Origin of the sequence: Shewanella sp. UCD-KL12 (assembly GCF_001957125.1) — a bacterium.
In the GTDB taxonomy this organism is placed as follows: Bacteria; Pseudomonadota; Gammaproteobacteria; order Enterobacterales; family Shewanellaceae; genus Shewanella.
Genome location: NZ_MPHJ01000021.1, coordinates 16,989 through 35,180, shown reverse-complemented (window position 1 = coordinate 35,180; position 18,192 = coordinate 16,989). Strand labels below are relative to the sequence as shown.

General features: G+C 43.4%; 14 protein-coding genes. 4 read left to right on the top strand and 10 right to left on the bottom strand.

The features are described 5' to 3' along the window. The first annotated feature begins 151 nt into the window (after positions 1–151). Positions 152–1,000, top strand: a complete 849-nt coding sequence (locus BM736_RS22650; RefSeq protein ID WP_256717989.1) for a pseudouridine synthase — start codon at positions 152–154, stop codon at positions 998–1,000. A gap of 218 nt (positions 1,001–1,218) precedes the next feature. Here BM736_RS22650 and BM736_RS22645 read toward each other — a convergent pair whose 3' ends face one another. Further along, on the bottom strand, positions 1,219–1,557 hold the full coding sequence (locus tag BM736_RS22645; protein ID WP_076416552.1) for a cytosolic protein: 339 nt from the start codon (positions 1,555–1,557) through the stop codon (positions 1,219–1,221). A 661-nt stretch (positions 1,558–2,218) separates the two neighbouring features. Between BM736_RS22645 and BM736_RS22635 the strand changes: the two genes are divergently transcribed. Beyond that, positions 2,219–2,644 (top strand): N-acetyltransferase, encoded by a 426-nt coding sequence (locus BM736_RS22635; RefSeq protein ID WP_076416598.1) that lies wholly within the window; start codon positions 2,219–2,221, stop codon positions 2,642–2,644. Positions 2,645–3,130: 486 nt separating this feature from the next. Here BM736_RS22635 and BM736_RS22630 read toward each other — a convergent pair whose 3' ends face one another. Continuing rightward, a complete protein-coding gene (locus BM736_RS22630) occupies positions 3,131–3,412 on the bottom strand; it encodes an EF-hand domain-containing protein (RefSeq protein WP_076416550.1) in 282 nt (93 codons plus the stop codon). 305 nt (positions 3,413–3,717) lie between these two features. Here BM736_RS22630 and BM736_RS25270 point away from each other — a divergent pair, with 305 nt between their 5' ends. After that, positions 3,718–3,861, top strand: a complete 144-nt coding sequence (locus BM736_RS25270) for a hypothetical protein (protein ID WP_179079101.1) — start codon at positions 3,718–3,720, stop codon at positions 3,859–3,861. Between the two features lie 295 nt (positions 3,862–4,156). Here the strand turns inward: BM736_RS25270 and BM736_RS22625 are convergent, their stop codons facing one another. After that, positions 4,157–6,313 carry a S46 family peptidase gene (locus tag BM736_RS22625; RefSeq protein WP_076416549.1) on the bottom strand — a complete coding sequence of 719 codons (2,157 nt, stop codon included), beginning with the start codon at positions 6,311–6,313 and terminating at the stop codon, positions 4,157–4,159. 200 nt (positions 6,314–6,513) lie between these two features. Then, positions 6,514–7,713: an aromatic amino acid transport family protein gene (locus BM736_RS22620; protein ID WP_076416548.1), complete on the bottom strand. Its 1,200-nt coding sequence runs from the start codon at positions 7,711–7,713 to the stop codon at positions 6,514–6,516. Positions 7,714–8,368: 655 nt separating this feature from the next. On the opposite strand from BM736_RS22620, the gene BM736_RS22615 reads away from it, so the two are divergent. Next, on the top strand, positions 8,369–8,998 hold the full coding sequence (locus BM736_RS22615) for a TMEM165/GDT1 family protein (RefSeq protein ID WP_083700472.1): 630 nt from the start codon (positions 8,369–8,371) through the stop codon (positions 8,996–8,998). A 54-nt stretch (positions 8,999–9,052) separates the two neighbouring features. Here BM736_RS22615 and katB read toward each other — a convergent pair whose 3' ends face one another. The 6 genes from katB to exeM form a co-directional block, all read right to left on the bottom strand. Beyond that, entirely contained in the window at positions 9,053–10,519 is a 1,467-nt protein-coding gene (gene katB / locus BM736_RS22610) for a catalase KatB (protein WP_076416546.1), read from the bottom strand. Positions 10,520–11,111: 592 nt separating this feature from the next. Then, complete coding sequence (locus BM736_RS22605) at positions 11,112–11,369, bottom strand: YgjV family protein (RefSeq protein WP_076416545.1); 258 nt, start codon at positions 11,367–11,369, stop codon at positions 11,112–11,114. Between the two features lie 691 nt (positions 11,370–12,060). Continuing rightward, the gene (locus tag BM736_RS22600; protein WP_076416544.1) at positions 12,061–12,498 is read right to left on the bottom strand and encodes a PaaI family thioesterase; all 438 of its coding nucleotides are present in this window, start codon (positions 12,496–12,498) and stop codon (positions 12,061–12,063) included. 344 nt (positions 12,499–12,842) lie between these two features. Beyond that, positions 12,843–13,556, bottom strand: coding sequence for a purine-nucleoside phosphorylase (gene deoD / locus BM736_RS22595; RefSeq protein WP_218638780.1), 714 nt, complete (start codon positions 13,554–13,556; stop codon positions 12,843–12,845). Positions 13,557–13,617: 61 nt separating this feature from the next. After that, complete coding sequence (locus BM736_RS22590) at positions 13,618–14,844, bottom strand: NupC/NupG family nucleoside CNT transporter (protein WP_076416542.1); 1,227 nt, start codon at positions 14,842–14,844, stop codon at positions 13,618–13,620. Between the two features lie 500 nt (positions 14,845–15,344). Next, on the bottom strand, positions 15,345–17,972 hold the full coding sequence (exeM, locus tag BM736_RS22585; protein ID WP_076416541.1) for an extracellular exonuclease ExeM: 2,628 nt from the start codon (positions 17,970–17,972) through the stop codon (positions 15,345–15,347). Positions 17,973–18,192 lie beyond the last annotated feature (220 nt).

Here is an 18,192-nt window from a genome sequence, read left to right as displayed (position 1 = left end):
AGCTTTTCATAGGCAGCCTAAACAGATATCAATTTTATCTCTGCCATGATGCCGAAAGTGGTACTCTATGCATGTTCAGATAAACAAAGCGCTCCACTAAGTGCATGCCCCACAGCGCTCATTATGCCCCCTTCATCACATAGAATTAGAGATGTCAGAAACTAAAATTCGCTTAGCTAAATACCTCGCCATGACAGGCTTATGCTCCCGTCGAGCAGCGACTCGCCATATTCGTGATGCAAGAATTACCATAGATGGCCGTATCGCTAACCATATAGATACCATCACGCTAACGAGCACCCTAGCCACGAGTGAAAGCGCTCATGAACACGATAGTAAAAATAGTAGTGAAAACAATCTTGAAAACGATCTTGAAAACGATCTTGAAAACGATCTTGAAAACAATAGTCGTCACGCCCTTCCAGCGCTAACCAGCCAAGAGATCTTAGCGTTTGATGGGGAGTTGATTACCGGTATAGAGCAAAAGCAGTATTGGATGTTCAATAAAGCTGTGGGGACAGACTCAAGGCTGCTACCAGATGATCCTGACTCGCTTATTCACCTGCTGCCCACCGCACCAAGGCTCTACCCCGTAGGCCGCTTAGATAAAGACTCCCGCGGGCTCATGCTCTTGACGAACGATGGTCAGCTCACCCAAAAGCTGATGCATCCAGATTTTGGTCATAGCAAATGCTATCACGTACAGGTCGAACGCGACTTCGATAGCACTTTCTTAACCAGTATGGCTAAAGGCGTCTGCTACCGAGATGTTACCACCCTCCCCTGTAAAATGAGCCGACTAGCGAGCGACAAGTTTGAAATAATACTCACCCAAGGACTTAATCGGCAGATCCGCCGCATGAGCCAGGCTTTGGGTTATAAGGTGATAGATCTTAAGCGGGTAAGCATTCAGAGCTTAGCGCTAGGAAAACTTGCAGAAGGCGAGATGAGACAGCTGTTTGACTCAGAGCTTTCGCTCCTTAAGTCAGCCTTGGAATGAAGGCTGATGACATTTTCTCTTACTTGATTTGGTTGAGGCTAGACTCATCGTCGCTCCGGCAATGCTTTTTAGCCGGAGTCTAGCTTTGTGTTTTGGCCTGCTTTTCTTATTGAAGCTAGGATCCGGCTCCATTCAATTCGCCCCCTGTTAATACACGAACCGCTTGCGGATGAACGACCAGGTATGCAATTGTCCGATTTCAACTTACTTAATAATTTTCAGTCCATTCGGGTAATAAAGGTTTGCTCGTCATCCACAAAAGCCACAAAACCGCCGTGATAGATAAACACCCGACCACGATCCTCAACTAGGCAGGCAAGTTGTGGGTTCAAATCTTCTTCATTATCCAGGCTTTGAAACGTCCCGGTATCGGTGATTACGCCGCTGAGTGTAGGCAAATATCCATAAGTGCGCTTGGCTTGATTAATCAGGTTCAATTCACTGGCGGTAGAGAAGCAAAGGGGGATCGCACCGGCTTCTTCGATAAACATAGTTTTCAGTTCTTCAAAAGCTGTAATAACCAGCCAATCGATGCCGTTAACATGATGGATAAACATAGAGTTTCTCTGTATTTCTGATGCGGAGATTTTATCACTATCAGGGGAGAACGTAGTAGATATTTAGTTGGTAAAGGCGGTAATTATATGCCATTTACGGACATTCACTAGGCCAACTTAAAACACGTTTTTGTCAAAAAGTGATTTAGATAAAGCCTGTAAACTTCAATCGAAGAGATAAGTAATGAGGTGCACATGGGCACGAGGACTTCGGTTTCAAGGCCGCTCTATGACATCCATGTCCCCACGGCATTTGTGAATCCATTCACTGCTGTGAAACCGCAGAGCCCCTGGGATGAGGTCTATGAAGAAATAGCTAGCGTACCGAGAGATTACTTGCACTTAAGGTCACTCATTCACATCTGACCCATAGGGATATGGGAAATGTCTTCAGATGCCGGGAGCTTCTCTGTCCTTGTAATCGTGGCATTCATAAATCCATTTACAGCACCCGCAGCAGGCGATAGATAACTATGCAAAATTGGCATGCAGCATACTGCCAAGTACCAAGCCAGCCCAATGATTCCTAAAACACCTTCATTTGACATTATGTGTTTGCGACTAAATGAGTCCTAAGTTATCGCAAATCTTCAATTATTTGCTCGCCAAAACCGGCATAATACAACCCTTATTTTACAACTTACTTTCAGTTGAATGGAAAATGTTCAGACTGTATAAATCAGAGGATATCGAGCAAGTTCTCGATATTTGGCTTAAAGCATCAATACAAGCTCATGATTTTGTCGCAGCGGAATTTTGGGAATCCCAAGTCTCAAATATGCGTGAAATCTATATACCAGCATCGAAGACTTATGTGTTCGAAAATAACGGAAACGTCATTGGCTTCTACTCGTTATATGAAAACCTGCTAGCAGCAATTTTTGTTTCACCTGAACATCAAGGTCAAGGCATTGGTAAGCAGTTAATTGCACACGCTAAAGAACAATGTTCGGAATTGACTTTAAACGTATACAAAGACAATGTAGCAACCTACAAGTTCTATCTATCTCAAGGTTTTAAGGTAGATAATGAGCACGTATGTGAACATACTGGTTGTGCTGAGTACGCTATGAGTATGGACACATAACAAAGCACTTAAGAGTGACTCCTTACACTTGCCGGTTTCGCTTCGCTCACTGTACGGCAAGTGTGCATCACGTGTTAATGCGGGGGTATTTGGCGGCAAAGTAAACTGTATAAGGCTGCCATACATTTCCTAACCCTAAGAACCACCTAGATATGAACTTACTCATTCACATCCGTGTAAACGTGACCTTCGACATTAGGGCGAAGTTTCACTGCGTGAAACTCTTTGAACGAGAGATTGGGATATCGAACTGGCTCTTGAATATGGAAATAGTTGGATGCCGCAGAGCGTATATAGGGTTACTTCTTATGAAATCAAGAGCTACTGCGTGTCACAGAACCTTCTCGTAATAGGAGCGCAATCCATGCCGCACAGGCGTAAAATTACAATGAAACACTGGCATGCAGAATACAGCCAAATACTAAGCCTGCCCAGTGGCCTCTAAAAGAGCTACTTGAAACTGGCTAGCTGGCAGGTGCGGCATGATTATCCATGACGTCTTCTCCGCTTGATTGAGTTGAGTTCACTCTTGCTTAAATAGCCATCTGAATCACTATCGAGTTGGTTAAATAGTTGCTCTGGGGGGCTTGAGTAGGTTATTGAATCTAAAAACTCTTGCTTAGATATTTTTCCATCAGCGTCTATATCTAGTTTTTCAAAATCAAATGTATGCCGTGACTTACTACCTTTAGCGTGCTCGCAATGAGTGCAGCCACCCACAAGTAGCACGCATAAAGTTAACACCATAAGTTGATGGAAATTGGTCATGGCTACATCTATTTCATGTGAGTCATTTGAAGGTCATTAAATATTAACCGTTTACATGTAAATGAGCGCTAAGCCTGAGTAATGTTAAGTAAATTTTTCAAGTGAAGTGTAGTGATATATAACGCCATAAATCACAGCCAACTTATCTGAAGTAAACTCACCTAGTTCAAAATAACAGTTTAATACTAGCTGCAAGCCTCTAAGTCGAAGCGCTCCGCTTACACCGAGCTCACCAAGATAAAAATAAAAATAAAGATATACAAAGACTCGAGCTGTCGCCTTGATCCAAGGTCTAATTACGACCAGTGAGCTTAAATCGAAAAGATAAATATGCAGGTGTGAACGCGGCTGTGACCTTCCGTGACATGGATGTCATGGCAGAGCGCCCATGGATGGGTCTACAGCGTGTCACAGAAGTGTTGACACTATCCTCGCCGGACAGGCGGTAGATAACAATGAAATATTGGTGCCCTATATGCTGCCAAGTATCATTTCAGTCTAGGGTTTCCAAAAGAGCTACTTGGAACTTGCTAGTTGGAAAGCCCAAACCAGCCCAATAAACCAACTTTAAAAAGATATTTGAAACTTGTTACCCGACAAGTGGCCAACTCCTTATTTAAGGGCAATAAAAAAGCAGGCAACTCAGTGCCCGCTTAGTTTAACTTTAACTTTTAGCCTTCAGTTCGAAGTAAGCATCTAGGTTCAACGCCTAGACACTAGCACCTCGAGTCTCGCCACTAATGATTAGTGAACAATTTCCATCTCAGCTAACAAGTTATCTGCATTATCCAGATACTTCATTACCCAAAGCATGTAACGGCTATCGACTTGAATAGAACGGTTGCTGTCAGGATCGTAACCCCAATCACCGATAATACTCTCGTAAACACCATCAAATAACAGGCCTACTAACTCAGCGCGGCCATTTAGGGTCGGTGAACCTGAGTTACCACCAGTGGTATCAAGCGTCGATAGGAAGTTAACCGGCACAGAGTCGATTGACTTCATGTAGAAGTCACCATACTGCTTGGCTTTGATAAGTTCTAGCTGCTTAGACGGTGCATCGAAAGGATCGGCGCCAGTGTCTTTCGCTAAAATACCTTCAAGACGAGTAAATGGCACAGCCTTTAGACCATCTTGTGGTGAATAGCCTTTCACATGGCCAACTGTAACACGTAGGCTTGAGTTAGCATCAGCATAGACAGGGTTACCTTTCTCATTGTTATAAGCAATGATGGCATCCATATACTGAGGGCGCACTTTCATAAGTTTACCCGCAAGCTCTTTATCTTTCTTCTCAGCCTTCATATCTGTGTCATACATGGCAACGGCGAACTTGATGAAAGGGTCATTAGACGACTTAAAGTCACCCACAGACTTATCCAACCAAGCTAGACGAGTATCCATATCACCCAGTTTAGTTTTGGCATACATCTTATCGAGTGTCTTGCTTAGCTTCTTCTCATCTAACTTCTTACCAATACCGAATACCTCGTCCAACGCAGCAATGCGCTCGCTCGCTGGCAGTGCGGCGTAACGTTTTAGCATATCGAACAAAATGGCCTTATCGACACTGGCAGCATAACGACGATCGATACGCTCCATGCTCGACTTAAAGCGGATCATGTCACGTTCCTGATACCCAGGCTCACGCGCCATATCATCAAGTTGCTTTTCATTGGCTAAGCGGTACAGCTTACGTGCGGTTGGCAACATAGTGGTATAACGGATATAGCCTAAGATAATATCGCGAGCTTGATGCTCTTGACCTTCAGCAATCAACTTATCCAGTTCAGCAAGCGTCTTGCCGTACTTTGCTTTACGCTTACTGTCTTTATTGATCCAGCTAGCAAGCTCTGACTCTCGCCCTTGACGATCGGCAAGCATGGTCGACTTACCGTAGAACTCAATCATAGAGGTGAAGTTCTTGGCATAGTTTGCTAAGCCTGCGATCAAGCTTTCATACTTGATGCGCTCATCACTGCCTTCTGGCGCAGTCTCTTTAATCAGATCAATAAAGCGCTCGCGTAGCATCTTACCTTCTGGGTATGCCCACTCGAACTGGTTCTCAACTTCATTGGCTGTACGGTAGCGGTTAGTGCGACCAGGGTAGCCTGCCACCATGACAAAATCGCCATCACTCACACCTTTTGCCGACACTTTTAAGAAGCTCTTAGGCTCGTAAGGTACGTTATCTTTACTAAAGTCTGCAGGCTTGCCATCTTTTGACACATAACCACGGTAGAAAGAGAAATCACCCGTGTGACGTGGCCACATCCAGTTATCGATATCTCCGCCATACTTACCCACGCTTGCTGCTGGGTTATAGACTAAACGTACATCGCGGATCTCTAGTTGCTTAACCAAGTAATATTCAAGACCACCATGGAAGCTATAAACCTGACAACGATAACCATCTTCAGCTTCACATTCGGCTACTAGCGCTTTTTCTTGTTGCTCTATGCCTTTATAGAAATCGTTGCCAACTTTACTCATTTGGCCTGACTTCACCTTGTCTGTCACATCGGTCACAGCTTCGGTGACATAGATACGTGAGCCAGGTGTCGCCTGCAATTCGTCGGCATAAGACTTGGCTAAGAAACCATCTTTAAGCAGGTTTTTCTCTGGGGTTGAGTTATATTGAATCGAGCCATAGGCGCAATGATGATTAGTGACCGCTAACCCTTTTGGAGACACAAATGATGCTGTACAGCCACCTAGGCTTATAACCGCATTCATTGGAAATTCCGTTAACTTAGAGATAGATTTTGCATCAATCTCTAACCCTTTAGCCTTTAGCTCATCAGCCATCGCTGGAAGCTGGTATGGCTGCCACATTCCTTCATCAGCTTGAGCGGAAAAGGTCGCCGCTAGCGCTGCTGTCAATAATAGTCTCTTCATTTGCTAAATCCGTTTTATTTGCACTAGATCGTAAGGTTCGCCTAGTGCTTATGTTTTAAAGCCCAGACGTAAAAAAGCCGAGCCAAATATAAATATTCGGCTCGACTTTATCATATGAAACCATCACTACAACAGTCTTAGACGCTTTCCCTTACAAAAGAGGGTGTAAAGGTGAATAGTCCCTAATCAATCAAGGCCTTCTATAGCGCAACCCACAACTGTGACGCAATAATTACACAGCCTAATACCGCAGCAACAGCCAGTGCAGGAGTTCCACCTGAGACTTGGTATCCACCAAGAGACTCTTTACGCTGCTTTAGGGCCATAGCAATCGGCAAGAAGATGATCATCACCACTAATGGAATTGCCGCGAAGCCAAGTACCTGGAAGAACCCATCAGGATAAAACAGTGCACAAAGCAGAGGCGGAATAAAGGTGATTAGCCAGGTTTTAGCACGACCAGCCACATCATTTTTAGCACGCGTTAACTCAGCAATGTAATCAAACAGGCTCATGGTCACCCCTAAGAATGAGGTGATCAGCGCAAGGTTAGCAAACAGGTCAATACACTGCTTTAATAGCTCAGAATCAGCCAGCCCCTGCAGTGCAGTAACAAGCAGTGGTAAAGAGCCTTCAAATCCGTGTACCGTCTCGCCACCTAAGGTTCCTAATGTCACCATTAACCAAAGGATGTAGCAGACAAGTGGAATCGTTGAGCCAATAATCAACACCTTACGCAGTGAGACAGCATCGCCATCTAAGTAGCGTACGATTGTCGCAATACAGACATGAAAACCAAAAGAGGTAAATACAATAGGTACCGCAGCGAGCCATAAGTTATTTAGCTCACTACTCGATATCGCCTCATTGGAGCTCATCGCTAACATGACTGACACATCAACATCAGGAAGCAAGAAGGCCACAACGATAACAAGCAATACCACCATAGAGGAGAAAAGGACTCGCGATACCTTATCTATCCAGCTGACACCAATAGCAATCATGCCACCAAACAGCACAGTAAATAGCAATACCGCAACTTGGTTGTTAAGCGTGATGCCTAAAGGCTCAAAGCGAGACTCAAGCAAAGATGAGCCACCCATAAGATAGACCATAGTTAATGCAAACAGCAGACTCATAAATGAGGCACCCTGAATTAACTGCCCTCCCTTACCGAGCAACTTACCTGTAATGGCATGCACATTGTCGCCAACACCAGTACGTAAGTTAATCTCAAGCATGAGTAGAGAGGTATAGATTGATATCCCCCAAATGGTGATCAGCAGCAGAAACGCCGGAATGGTTCCCAGAGAAGCCGTGGCTAAGGGAAGAGCTAACATGCCACCACCGATTGCAGTACCTGCAACGATAGCGATTGAGCCGAGCATTTTTAAATTCACAAAATTGTCCTGTTAGATATATTTTTATTCTACGTTTTTGGTAGGTCAGATTTAGAACGACTTTGAAGGAGAGATTTAGCAATTTTGAATCTTTATTAACTGCCTCCAATCGAATCTGGTCAATTGACCTTAAATTTCAATTGGCCTCAATGGTTCAGTTAATAAGTTTTTTACCCTATCGACAGAGCCACTGAGGCTTAATAAATCGAGTTAAAAACAGATACGAATATTTCATTGCTACTCTTTCTCTAAATGACTTTTATATAATGGAAGGGAGACATTAACAGCTACAAACCCAGTGAGCAAGCCATCTATAGCCCGCGTAAACAAGTTTGAACACTGGCTCAATAAGTTTCCAACAAGCCATACACAATAACCAAACACGCTCAATAATTATGCCAATTAGCTGCAATTTTGAGATCTGAGTAGTTGCGGGATAACAAGCAAAATGTATAATGCTCGGCTACTACTTTCAGGGGAGTAGCTAACAGCGTCGAATCAATCATGAATTTTTATTCAAATAATCATGATTAACGAGATCCGAGGCTGGGTGAGTATCAACATACTTGGCCATATCGCCATGGTGCTCACAGTAAGATGAATTGATGATTCACCTTACCCGGCAAGACCTGAGTGCAGTCACCGACCAATATAAATGGGGGGCCGGTTTTCTGTACTCGGAACTATTGCCCCCCTTAAAGGATGTCTCTTGGACGCACTAGAAGCACTATTCGCCTCAACCTTTACGGTTGCCATCGCCGAAATTGGTGATAAAACTCAACTGCTCGCTCTAATCCTCGCTGCTCGATTTAGTCATATCAAAGGCAGTAAAACCGCCATCATTCTCGGTATTTTCCTGTCGACCTTAATTAATCATTTTGCTGCCGCCTGGATTGGTAATTGGGCCGTGGGATTATTAAGTCCTGACTTAGCCCGATACTTAGTAGCCGGTTCATTTTTTGCCATTGCCTTGTGGGTATTAGTCCCTGATAAAGTCGATTGCGAAGAGAGTCGCTTTTATAAGATGGGCCCCTTCATCGCAACATTCATTCTATTTTTTATTGCAGAGATGGGTGATAAGACGCAAGTTGCCACCGTGGTATTAGCAGCCAAATATGATGCTTTATTCATGGTTGTGATGGGGACAACCTTAGGGATGATGCTAGCCAATGTCCCCGTCGTGTTTGCTGGAAACTTTAGCGCTGAAAAGCTACCTATGAAATTAATCCATCGTGGTTGTGCGCTGCTATTTGCATTGCTCGGCGTAGCAACATTGCTGTTCTAGCCATAAAAAAGGCGCTAGCTCCTCGAAACTAGCGCCTTTTTATCTATTGGTTTTTTACAGGCCCAATGTCTGCTTAATGCGCTGACCATAATCTGCATCGGCTTTAGTGAAATGCTCCACCATAGTCTGCTGCACATCCATAGTCGTCTCGCTCAAGCTGCCACATATTGTAGTAATAAGCCTCGCCTTCTCATCTTCTGGCAGAATACGGTAAAGGTTTCCGGCCTGAGAAAAATCATCTTGGTTATAACGGCTGTATCTATCGGCTTCACCATCTAAACGTAGTGGTGGCTCTGCAAATTTTGATACATCGACTAAACCCTCTTCACGAGAATTAGGTCCATAGTTTGCAGAAGCATCACCGCCCGTCTGACTGCCACTGTATGGGCACTGCGTTCCGGCCATAGCACCTGCACGTTGATGGTGATTAGCTTTGGTTGCATGAGGACAGTTAACGGGTAGCTGGTTATAGTTGGCACCTATTCTGTATCTCTGTGCATCGGCATAAGCAAACAAGCGAGCCTGCAACATCTTATCTGGAGATGCACCTACACCTGGCACTAGATTGCTCGGCGCTAACGCGACTTGCTCAACTTCAGCAAAGTAGTTCTCAGGCATACGATTTAGCTCAAGCTCACCAATCTCAATCAGAGGATAATCAGCATGTGGCCATACCTTTGTCAGGTCAAACGGATTGATATGATAAGTGTTAGCATCGGCTTCTGGCATTATCTGTACTTTGACAGCCCAGCGAGGGAAGTTACCGTCGGCAATCGCAGCAACCATGTCACGCTGAGATGAGTCAGGATCGATACCTTTAAGAATATCAGCCTGCTCAGGTGTTAAGTTAGCAATGCCCTGCTTAGTCTTAAAGTGGAACTTAACCCAGAAACGCTCACCTTTATCATTCCAAAGCGAGTAGGTGTGCGATCCATAGCCATTCATCTGACGATAGTTAGCTGGGATGCCACGATCTGACATTAATACAGTCACTTGATGCAAAGCTTCAGGATTAAGTGCCCAGAAGTCCCACATAGCTTGTGGATCTTTTAAATTAGTCTGCGGGTTACGCTTTTGAGTATGAATAAAGTCTGGGAACTTGATGCCATCACGCAGGAAGAAAGTCGGTGTATTATTGCCAACAATATCGTGATTGCCGCGCGCTGTATAAAAGCGCAAACCAAAGCCACGAGGATCACGCTCCGCATCCGCTGAGCCCATTTCGCCACCAACAGTAGAGAAACGCAGGAAGGTCTCTGTCTGCTTACCAACTTCATTGAAATGATCGGCAATGGTGTACTCACTCATATCTTTAGTCAGCGTAAATGTGCCATACACACCAGTTCCTTTTGCATGAACAACACGCTCAGGAATACGCTCACGGTTAAAGTGAGCCAACTTCTCTAACAAATGAAAGTCCTGTAATAGCACTGGGCCACGCTCGCCTGCGCTTAGAGAGTTTTGGTCGTCGGCAACTGGTGCACCGTTTTGGCTAGTCAAATAGTTTGCTTGCGTGCTCATAATCTTATTCTCCAATGCTTTGTTATTCATCAATTTTTTAAAACATTAATTTTTAAACGTTAATATAGTCGCCTAACTCAACCAGTCTTCGATAACATCAAATATTGTGGCCATAGTCATTGCTCCGTTTCGCTTATCTAGTCACCTAGTCAAGGTCACCTTTACAAGCCTTCACATAAACCCTGTCGATGAACAAATAATAGTTCACCCACAAAATAAGATAAAACGATTAAGATAGATTATATCAATCCATTTTGCAGATTAAGATAGTGTGAACATTCTCACAGATACCTAGAAAGTAGTACTTAAGAGGGCTAATGGAGATTATTGAGGTTACGCATTGTAAATATTGATATAAATCAATTAAATAGCAAGGAAATATAAAAAACCAATCTATTGACGTAACCGTAGAGCATTATGCTAAACAAGGGGGTTGAATGAGGAACTAAATATGGAGGTAAAAAGTAAAGCTATGATTAAAAACAGTAAAGTGTAAATTTGAAAGACTAATAAGTACAATTGAAGTAGGACCTGTTAACTGCATAATCAGACGCTACTTCACTTAGGTGAAACTAAAAATTGAACCCAGGCATTATTCAGCACTGGAATTCTGATTAAACTCTTTTTCTGCTTTATAGATTTTAACCAGATAATATAGGTCAATCAAAACAATAAAGAAGTTCACTAGCGCTACAGGTAAAGCATCGATAGCTAAACCGTAGGCCACAAAAAGCGCTGCACCAATCAGGTTCCACCAACGTAACTTCTTAATATTTGACATCATCAGTGAGATGGCGACCACCACAGAGGCTAAATAGCCCACCCACTCCCAAATTGTTGCACTTTCCATTTACTTCATCCCCACAGCGACAAGCTAAATAACCTTAGAATAAGTCTAGTTCATTAAGGCTTTCACTCGTCAATAATCAAGGGAGTTATTATGTACCACATGCTTATATTTCTATAGCGAGTTTACGCAAGCACTCCCTAAGTGGAGATTAACTGCTCATATATCTTGAAAGCTTATTTACGTTAGCACCAACTAAGTAGAGATGAATGGCTTACATAGCTTGAAAGCTTGTTTACGTTAGCACTCCCTAAGTGGAGATTAACTGCTCATATATCTTGAAAGCTTATTTACGTTAGCACTCACTAAGTAGAGATGAATGGCTTACATAGCTTGAAAGCGTGTTTACGTTAGCACTGACTAAGTAGAGATGAATGGCTTATATAGCTTGAAAACTTGTTTACGTTAGCACTGGCTAAGTGGAGAGCAATGGCTTATATAGGCTAAAAGCTTGTTTACGTTAGCACTGACTAAGTGGAGAGCAATGGCTTATATAGCTTGAAAGCTTATTTACGTTAGCAATGACAATGACTAAATCGAGATGAGTCGCTTATATATTTTTAAAAACAGGTATATGTAGGCACCCATCAAATCGATATTAAGTGCCTAGATATTGCTAAGACGGGGTAACGCTGGGGCTTATACCATTGATAGTATTCAACCTCCCCGCCATGCATATTAACAAAGGGGAAAATTAGCGCTTTACAACAGCTGCTGTCATACGTGAAATACAGCAGAGATCACCACCACTATTATGGATGAGTATCTCCCATACTGAACTTCTCTTACCTAGATGAACAGGCTTAGCAGTAGCTGTCAGTGTGCCGTTACGTGAGGCTTTAAGGTGGTTGGCATTGATCTCTTGCCCGACACAGTAGTAGTTCTCAAAATCGACGGCAAAATTCGCCGCATAACTGGCGACGGTCTCAGCAAGGGCAACATTAGCCCCACCATGAACGATACCTAAAGGATTATGCACCTCAGGTGAAGCGGGCATAGTCGCAACCATATAGTCATCACCAATTTCAGTGATCCTTATCCCCATGGTTTTCATTAAGGTGCCTTTACCATGCATTCCAGCATCCATTTTGGCACAGTCTTCAAGGGAAACAGGTCTAAACCAAATACTCATAACAGCATCCACAGTTCTATTTTCAGTTCAAATTAATGGCTACAGTCTACTGCGAAGCTTTATAAATTTAAACAAGTGTTTGAGTTCTAATCAGGAAAAGCAGCTTACGGAATATAAACTTCTTATGAGGGGAAGCGATAGTTGGTCAGTGTGAGCTTAAAACAAAATGATAATCTGCAGGACGTATCGCTGGGACTAAACACTGTTACTTAACACTTTTACTTAGTACTGTTTTATTGTGGATGGCTCTCGAACATTTCATATTATTGTACTGCGTATACCTATTGATATCACAGCTATTAGTAAATGTTCGAGAGCCGTAGGGTAAAAGGTTACTTTAACAATTAAAGATCCGCACTTACTGCTTCCAGTGTCAGTTTAATCATCTCATTAAGTGTCTGCTGTCGCTCTTCTGCAGTCAGGTGTAATCCTTGTCTTAGGTGGTCAGTCACAGTCATCATCGCTAATGCCTGAGCCCCATATTCTGTGGCTACGCCATAAAGACCAGCAGCTTCCATCTCAACGCCTAAAATGCCGTATTTTTCCATTAAGTCGTAACGGTTCTCATCAGCGCTGTAGAACAGATCTGAGGAGTATAAGTTACCAACGTGATAGTTAACGCCTTGCTTTTGTGCTGCGTCAGCGGCTTTTCTAAGGAGTTCAAAATCAGCAATCATAGCAAAGTCAGTATCAGCAAAACGAGTGCGGTTCACAGCTGAATCTGTACTCGCGCCCATCGCCATAACAACATCCATCAGTTTAATCTTGTCGCTTACTGCGCCACATGATCCGATGCGAATGATCTTTTCAACACCGTATTCGGTGATCAGCTCTTTAGCATAGATAGAGATCGACGGAATCCCCATTCCAGAGCCCATCACAGAGATCGGCTTACCTTGATATTCACCGGTATAGCCCAACATGTTTCGTACATCGGTAACTAATTTAGGGTTATCAAGAAAGTTCTCGGCAATGTACTTGGCACGAAGTGGATCGCCTGGCATCAATACGGTTTTTGCAAATGCGCCAGCTTCGGCATTAATGTGTGGTGTCATAATTTTTCCTAGTTAATCGCAGGCTTAGCAATCTCTCAGCTAAACCAGATTCAATACGTTAAATTTATCCAGCTAGGCTAAATAGCAGACCAGCAATTGTACCGCTCATCAGGTTAGCCAGCGCAGCTGCTATCAAGGCCTTAAAGCCTAATGCACTTAAGTCTTTACGACGCTCAGGACACAGGGCTGAAAGACCACCCATCACCATAGCCAGTGAACCTATGTTGGCAAATCCACACAGGGCAAAACTGATAATGATCTGTGTTTTCTCAGAAAGATCATCTGCGACCTTAAGGAAGTCGATGTAAGCGATAAATTCATTAATCACCATCTTCTGGCCAATAAATGATGCCGCTTGTACCGCTTCATTCCAAGGTACGCCCATCACCCAAGCTAATGGCGCTAGCAGATAACCTAAGATCATCTGTAGGGTTAGCCCTTCGATACCTATCAGGTTACCGACGCCACCAAACATGCCATTAACCATGGCGATTAAGCTCACAAATGCGAGAAGGAGTGCAGATACAGCCAACACCTGCTGCATGCCCATTGCTGCACCGCCTGCGGCTGCATCGAGTACATTTGCAGGTTTATCATCATGCTCAGCAATAATCTCTTTGATATCGTTACGTGGCGTTTCGGTTTCTGGCCACATCAACTTAGCAAACAGTAACCCTGCAGGTGCGGTCATAAACGCAGCGGTAAGCACATACTTAACATCGACCCCCATCTGGATGTAACCAATCATGGTTCCACCTGCGACCGATGCTAATCCTCCCGTCATCACTGCAAACAACTCCGAACGAGTCATATGTTTTACAAACGGACGAACCATAGAGGGAGCTTCAATTGGGCCCACAAAGATATTGGCCGTCGCTGATAGCGATTCTGCGCGGCTGGTACCTAAGACTTTCGCTAAGCCTCCACCGATAACGCCAATGATTAGCTGCATAATGCCCAAGTAATAGAGCACAGCAATCAAGGCACTGATAAACACCACGACAAAAAGCACATTGATAACAAAGATAAAGCCGAGACTAAAATCAGCTAGGCCGCCAAACAGAAACTTCAGGCCTTCATTAGCGTAGTTAATGACATGCATGACGCCATTAGAAGCACTGTCTAACATAGACTGACCCATAGGGACGTACATAACAAAAGCGCCAAACGCGATCTGAAAAACAAGCGCCCCGATAACGGTTCGCGGGTTTATTGCCCGTCTATTTTCCGATAAGGCTACCGCTAAGCCAACCAGACACAGCATGCCCAATAAACTGATGAAAACTTCCATACATTTTTTACCAATGAAATCATGAGATGTTGGCAGTGTATACAGGCTTATGTTGTCTGCAAGGGATCTGGCGCACTTTACGAGAGATAAATATCAATTTAGAGCCCTTGTACCGAACAATCATCCAAAACGCTCAAAACCATAAAAATAATAAAACCAAGTTACAACATAGCGTACAGGATAAAGCCACACCCTCAACAATAACGTAATATACAAGCAAGAAATGACACAGAGCATTTGTTGAAAACGGTTGAGTTTAAACTGCAAGCAGGCAGCTAATTTAGATCCACAAGCAACATAAATGAAAGAGAATTACAGTAATTATAGGGGTTATGTTAGATATTTAGACTGAAGCTGACATAATCAGCTATTGGGCTTAAATAAAACTGAAAAGCCGCTTTGAATAAAGCGGCTTTTGGGCTAATACAATGCTTATTGCAATGATTTAATAAGCGCTGTCATTGATATGAGCCTTAATATTAAGTCTCATACTCTAAGCACTAGCTATCAGAACGCTTTAAACTTGCACGTCGACGCAATCCTAATAAAGACAGTAAACTTAGTGCTAAATAACCTAAAGAACCACCATCATCAGGCTTAGGTGTTGGCTCAGGTTCTGGAGTAGGCTCAGGGTAGCTCAAGGCTAAGATCACAGGATCATGGTCAGAAGCTGAGAAAGCATTTTCAGACTTCTCCAGATCCCCAGTGTATTTACTGCTGTATTCAAACAGGTTCGATTCAACTGCGTTGATATGCCAATCTTCAACCGCAACAACACGCTCAGCGACACTTGCATTACCTAGTGCATGATCTAAATTACCTAGCTCACCATTATAGCTGTATGAGTATGTTGCAGGACCGTGAGCTTCAGTATTCAAGTTAATCAGACCGTAGCCCTTCTCAATCTTGCTCCCTTCACGCTCATAGATCTTACCGTCAAGCGTTGTCCAAGAAGCAGTCACTATGTCACGCTCATCATTCGTAGCATCGTAATCGGTTAATACTCGAATTGGATCTTCTAAGCCGTAGGCGTTCATATCACCGATAACCAGCAGATCCCCCTCTACATCAGTTAACGCTTCACCGATAACTTTTGCCGCAGATACGCGAAACTCATTACACTTTCCTTGAAGATCGGCAGGATCTTTGTCTTCAGAAAACTCTAACCAATCTTCTAAACAACCAGAGCCTTTAGACTTTAGATGATTAACAACAATAGTTAACTTCTCATCATGGATTGAGAACGTTTGGCCTAAACTATGACGCTGGTACTTATCATAAGCTGGACTTGTTTCACCTTCTCCACGCGTTGCAACACCTTCTGCAGCATGTTGCTCTGGAGTTTTAATTACAAATGCCGCATTTTCAGGGGTCACACTTGCAGCGCGATATAAGATACCCACAGCAATGGCATCACTGCCTATGTACTTACCTTGGTACTTATCTTCGTCACTGATCTCAATAAAGCTATAAGCCTGCTCATCTGACAGTTCAGCATTGAGTGCATCAAGTAAGTTTTGAATGGCACTCATCTCACCATAGCCGTTATTTGCGATCTCCATTAAACCAACAATATCAGCATTCATGGCTGTAATAGCATTGACGAGTTTAGCGCGTTGCAATAACATCTCCTCTTCAGTGTCTGCACCACGATTTCCGTTAGGCGTCTCATCACCACCCACCATATCGTTAAAGAAATTCAGTACATTGAAGCTAGCTACACGTATATCACCTTGGGTAGCGATAGCTGGCGCTGTCGTTCTGTCATTGTCACGAATAAGGTCACCAGCAGTGATCTCATTGGTCACTACAAAACGATAATTCCCATAACTGTAACCGACAACACCAGAGATATTGGTCACCTGATCGCCGATTCGCATATAGCCAGTTTCAGCATTAAAATCTGGGAAGTAAGGCACCTGGCCATTTGCCGCTTTATAGTCTGACTCGATATAAAGTTCATTGATTCTATTCGCATTCTCTAGTGCAACGGCAGCTTCAGACAGAGGTGCATGAACTTGAGTTGGCTTCATCAAAGGTGCTTTATGAGATAACACCATATTGTTTCTATAGCTTGAGTAATCAAAGCTAAAATTACGCGTGATCTTCATATCACTGCCAGCATCTAAGCTGATGTGCATGCCTTCATAACGCTCTAGTGCTTGTGCGAGGTCTTCGCCATCAGCCACATAAAAAGCGGTTGTTGCCAACTCTTCGCCCTGTGCACCGACTTCGATCTTAGTTGCATCACCTGCAATCTGAGTCTGGCCATACATCTCTTGAACCAGCCCTTGTACACAGACCTCAACACCAGGCTGTATTGCTTCAGCCGCTTTTTCACCTAAATAAACAAATACGCCATCAGAGGTATAAGGAGAGCCATCACCTACCGCTTCCTGAAGGTAAAAACCTTTTTGCAGTGATTCACCACGAGCGGTAACAACACCTTTAATTGTCACGGCTTCAACAGACTCATATTCCCCCTCAGGAACTAATGGACTACTAGGCCCAGCTCCCTGCACGCTGTATATTGGTGTTATGGTCTCACCGACACAGCTAAATGCGGGTACTTCAGGTACTTCACCACCTTCAAAGTTCCCAGAACGCGCGCCTAAGCCTGCAAAATCATTAGTCGCTTTAGTCGACCATTCACTGGCGACATAGCTTGAATTTGCAGTGGTAATACCTGCCTTACGCTCCATGGTGACATCTTTAGCCCAATCACCAGTCGTGCCTACCTCTCCTAAAATATCAACCAGCACGCCATCTTTTAAGATGCCAACTTTGTCATCACCATTAAAGTAGATAGTGGCAGATTCAGCATCAATAGCGGGATCTAACACAATGGCATTATCAGCATGGTTATTGGTAATAACTTTGATAGATTCGGCAGGGAGCGTACCTGTGAGCTCTAGGATGGTGTTGGGTGTAGTTTCACCTTTTGAGTAATAAACGACTGAGTAACCGGCAAGATCTAAACTTGAGTTCGCCGAGTTATAAATCTCTACAGCCTTGCTATAACCCGTTCCCTCTACATACTCTGAAATTAAAAGATCTGCAGATGCACTCATTGGCAACGCAGCAGCTATCGACAGTGCAAGCACTGACAGTTTTGTAACATTATCCATTTGTTCAACCCCATTATTATTTTTTGCCGTTATTTTTTAATAACGTGCCTAGGGATTCTTGCAGAGTTAGATGACAATAAAAAGACGTTTAAATCAATTTACACAAGGATAAGCATTTGTTAAACAAAGGAAAATTTGACACATTCAACAGTGGAGAGAACAGGTGGTTTGATAGGAGGATTTAGCGGCACAAAATCATACACTTAAGCTAGAACAGAGT

Coding starts and splice junctions, on each gene's coding strand:
- BM736_RS22650 (WP_256717989.1), top strand. CDS start 152: ATGTCAGAAACTAAAATTCGCTTAGCTAAATACCTCGCCATGACAGGC.
- BM736_RS22645 (WP_076416552.1), bottom strand. CDS start 1,557: ATGTTTATCCATCATGTTAACGGCATCGATTGGCTGGTTATTACAGCT.
- BM736_RS22635 (WP_076416598.1), top strand. CDS start 2,219: ATGTTCAGACTGTATAAATCAGAGGATATCGAGCAAGTTCTCGATATT.
- BM736_RS22630 (WP_076416550.1), bottom strand. CDS start 3,412: ATGACCAATTTCCATCAACTTATGGTGTTAACTTTATGCGTGCTACTT.
- BM736_RS22625 (WP_076416549.1), bottom strand. CDS start 6,313: ATGAAGAGACTATTATTGACAGCAGCGCTAGCGGCGACCTTTTCCGCT.
- BM736_RS22615 (WP_083700472.1), top strand. CDS start 8,369: ATGGGGGGCCGGTTTTCTGTACTCGGAACTATTGCCCCCCTTAAAGGA.
- katB (WP_076416546.1), bottom strand. CDS start 10,519: ATGAGCACGCAAGCAAACTATTTGACTAGCCAAAACGGTGCACCAGTT.
- BM736_RS22605 (WP_076416545.1), bottom strand. CDS start 11,369: ATGGAAAGTGCAACAATTTGGGAGTGGGTGGGCTATTTAGCCTCTGTG.
- BM736_RS22600 (WP_076416544.1), bottom strand. CDS start 12,498: ATGAGTATTTGGTTTAGACCTGTTTCCCTTGAAGACTGTGCCAAAATG.
- BM736_RS22590 (WP_076416542.1), bottom strand. CDS start 14,844: ATGGAAGTTTTCATCAGTTTATTGGGCATGCTGTGTCTGGTTGGCTTA.
- exeM (WP_076416541.1), bottom strand. CDS start 17,972: ATGGATAATGTTACAAAACTGTCAGTGCTTGCACTGTCGATAGCTGCT.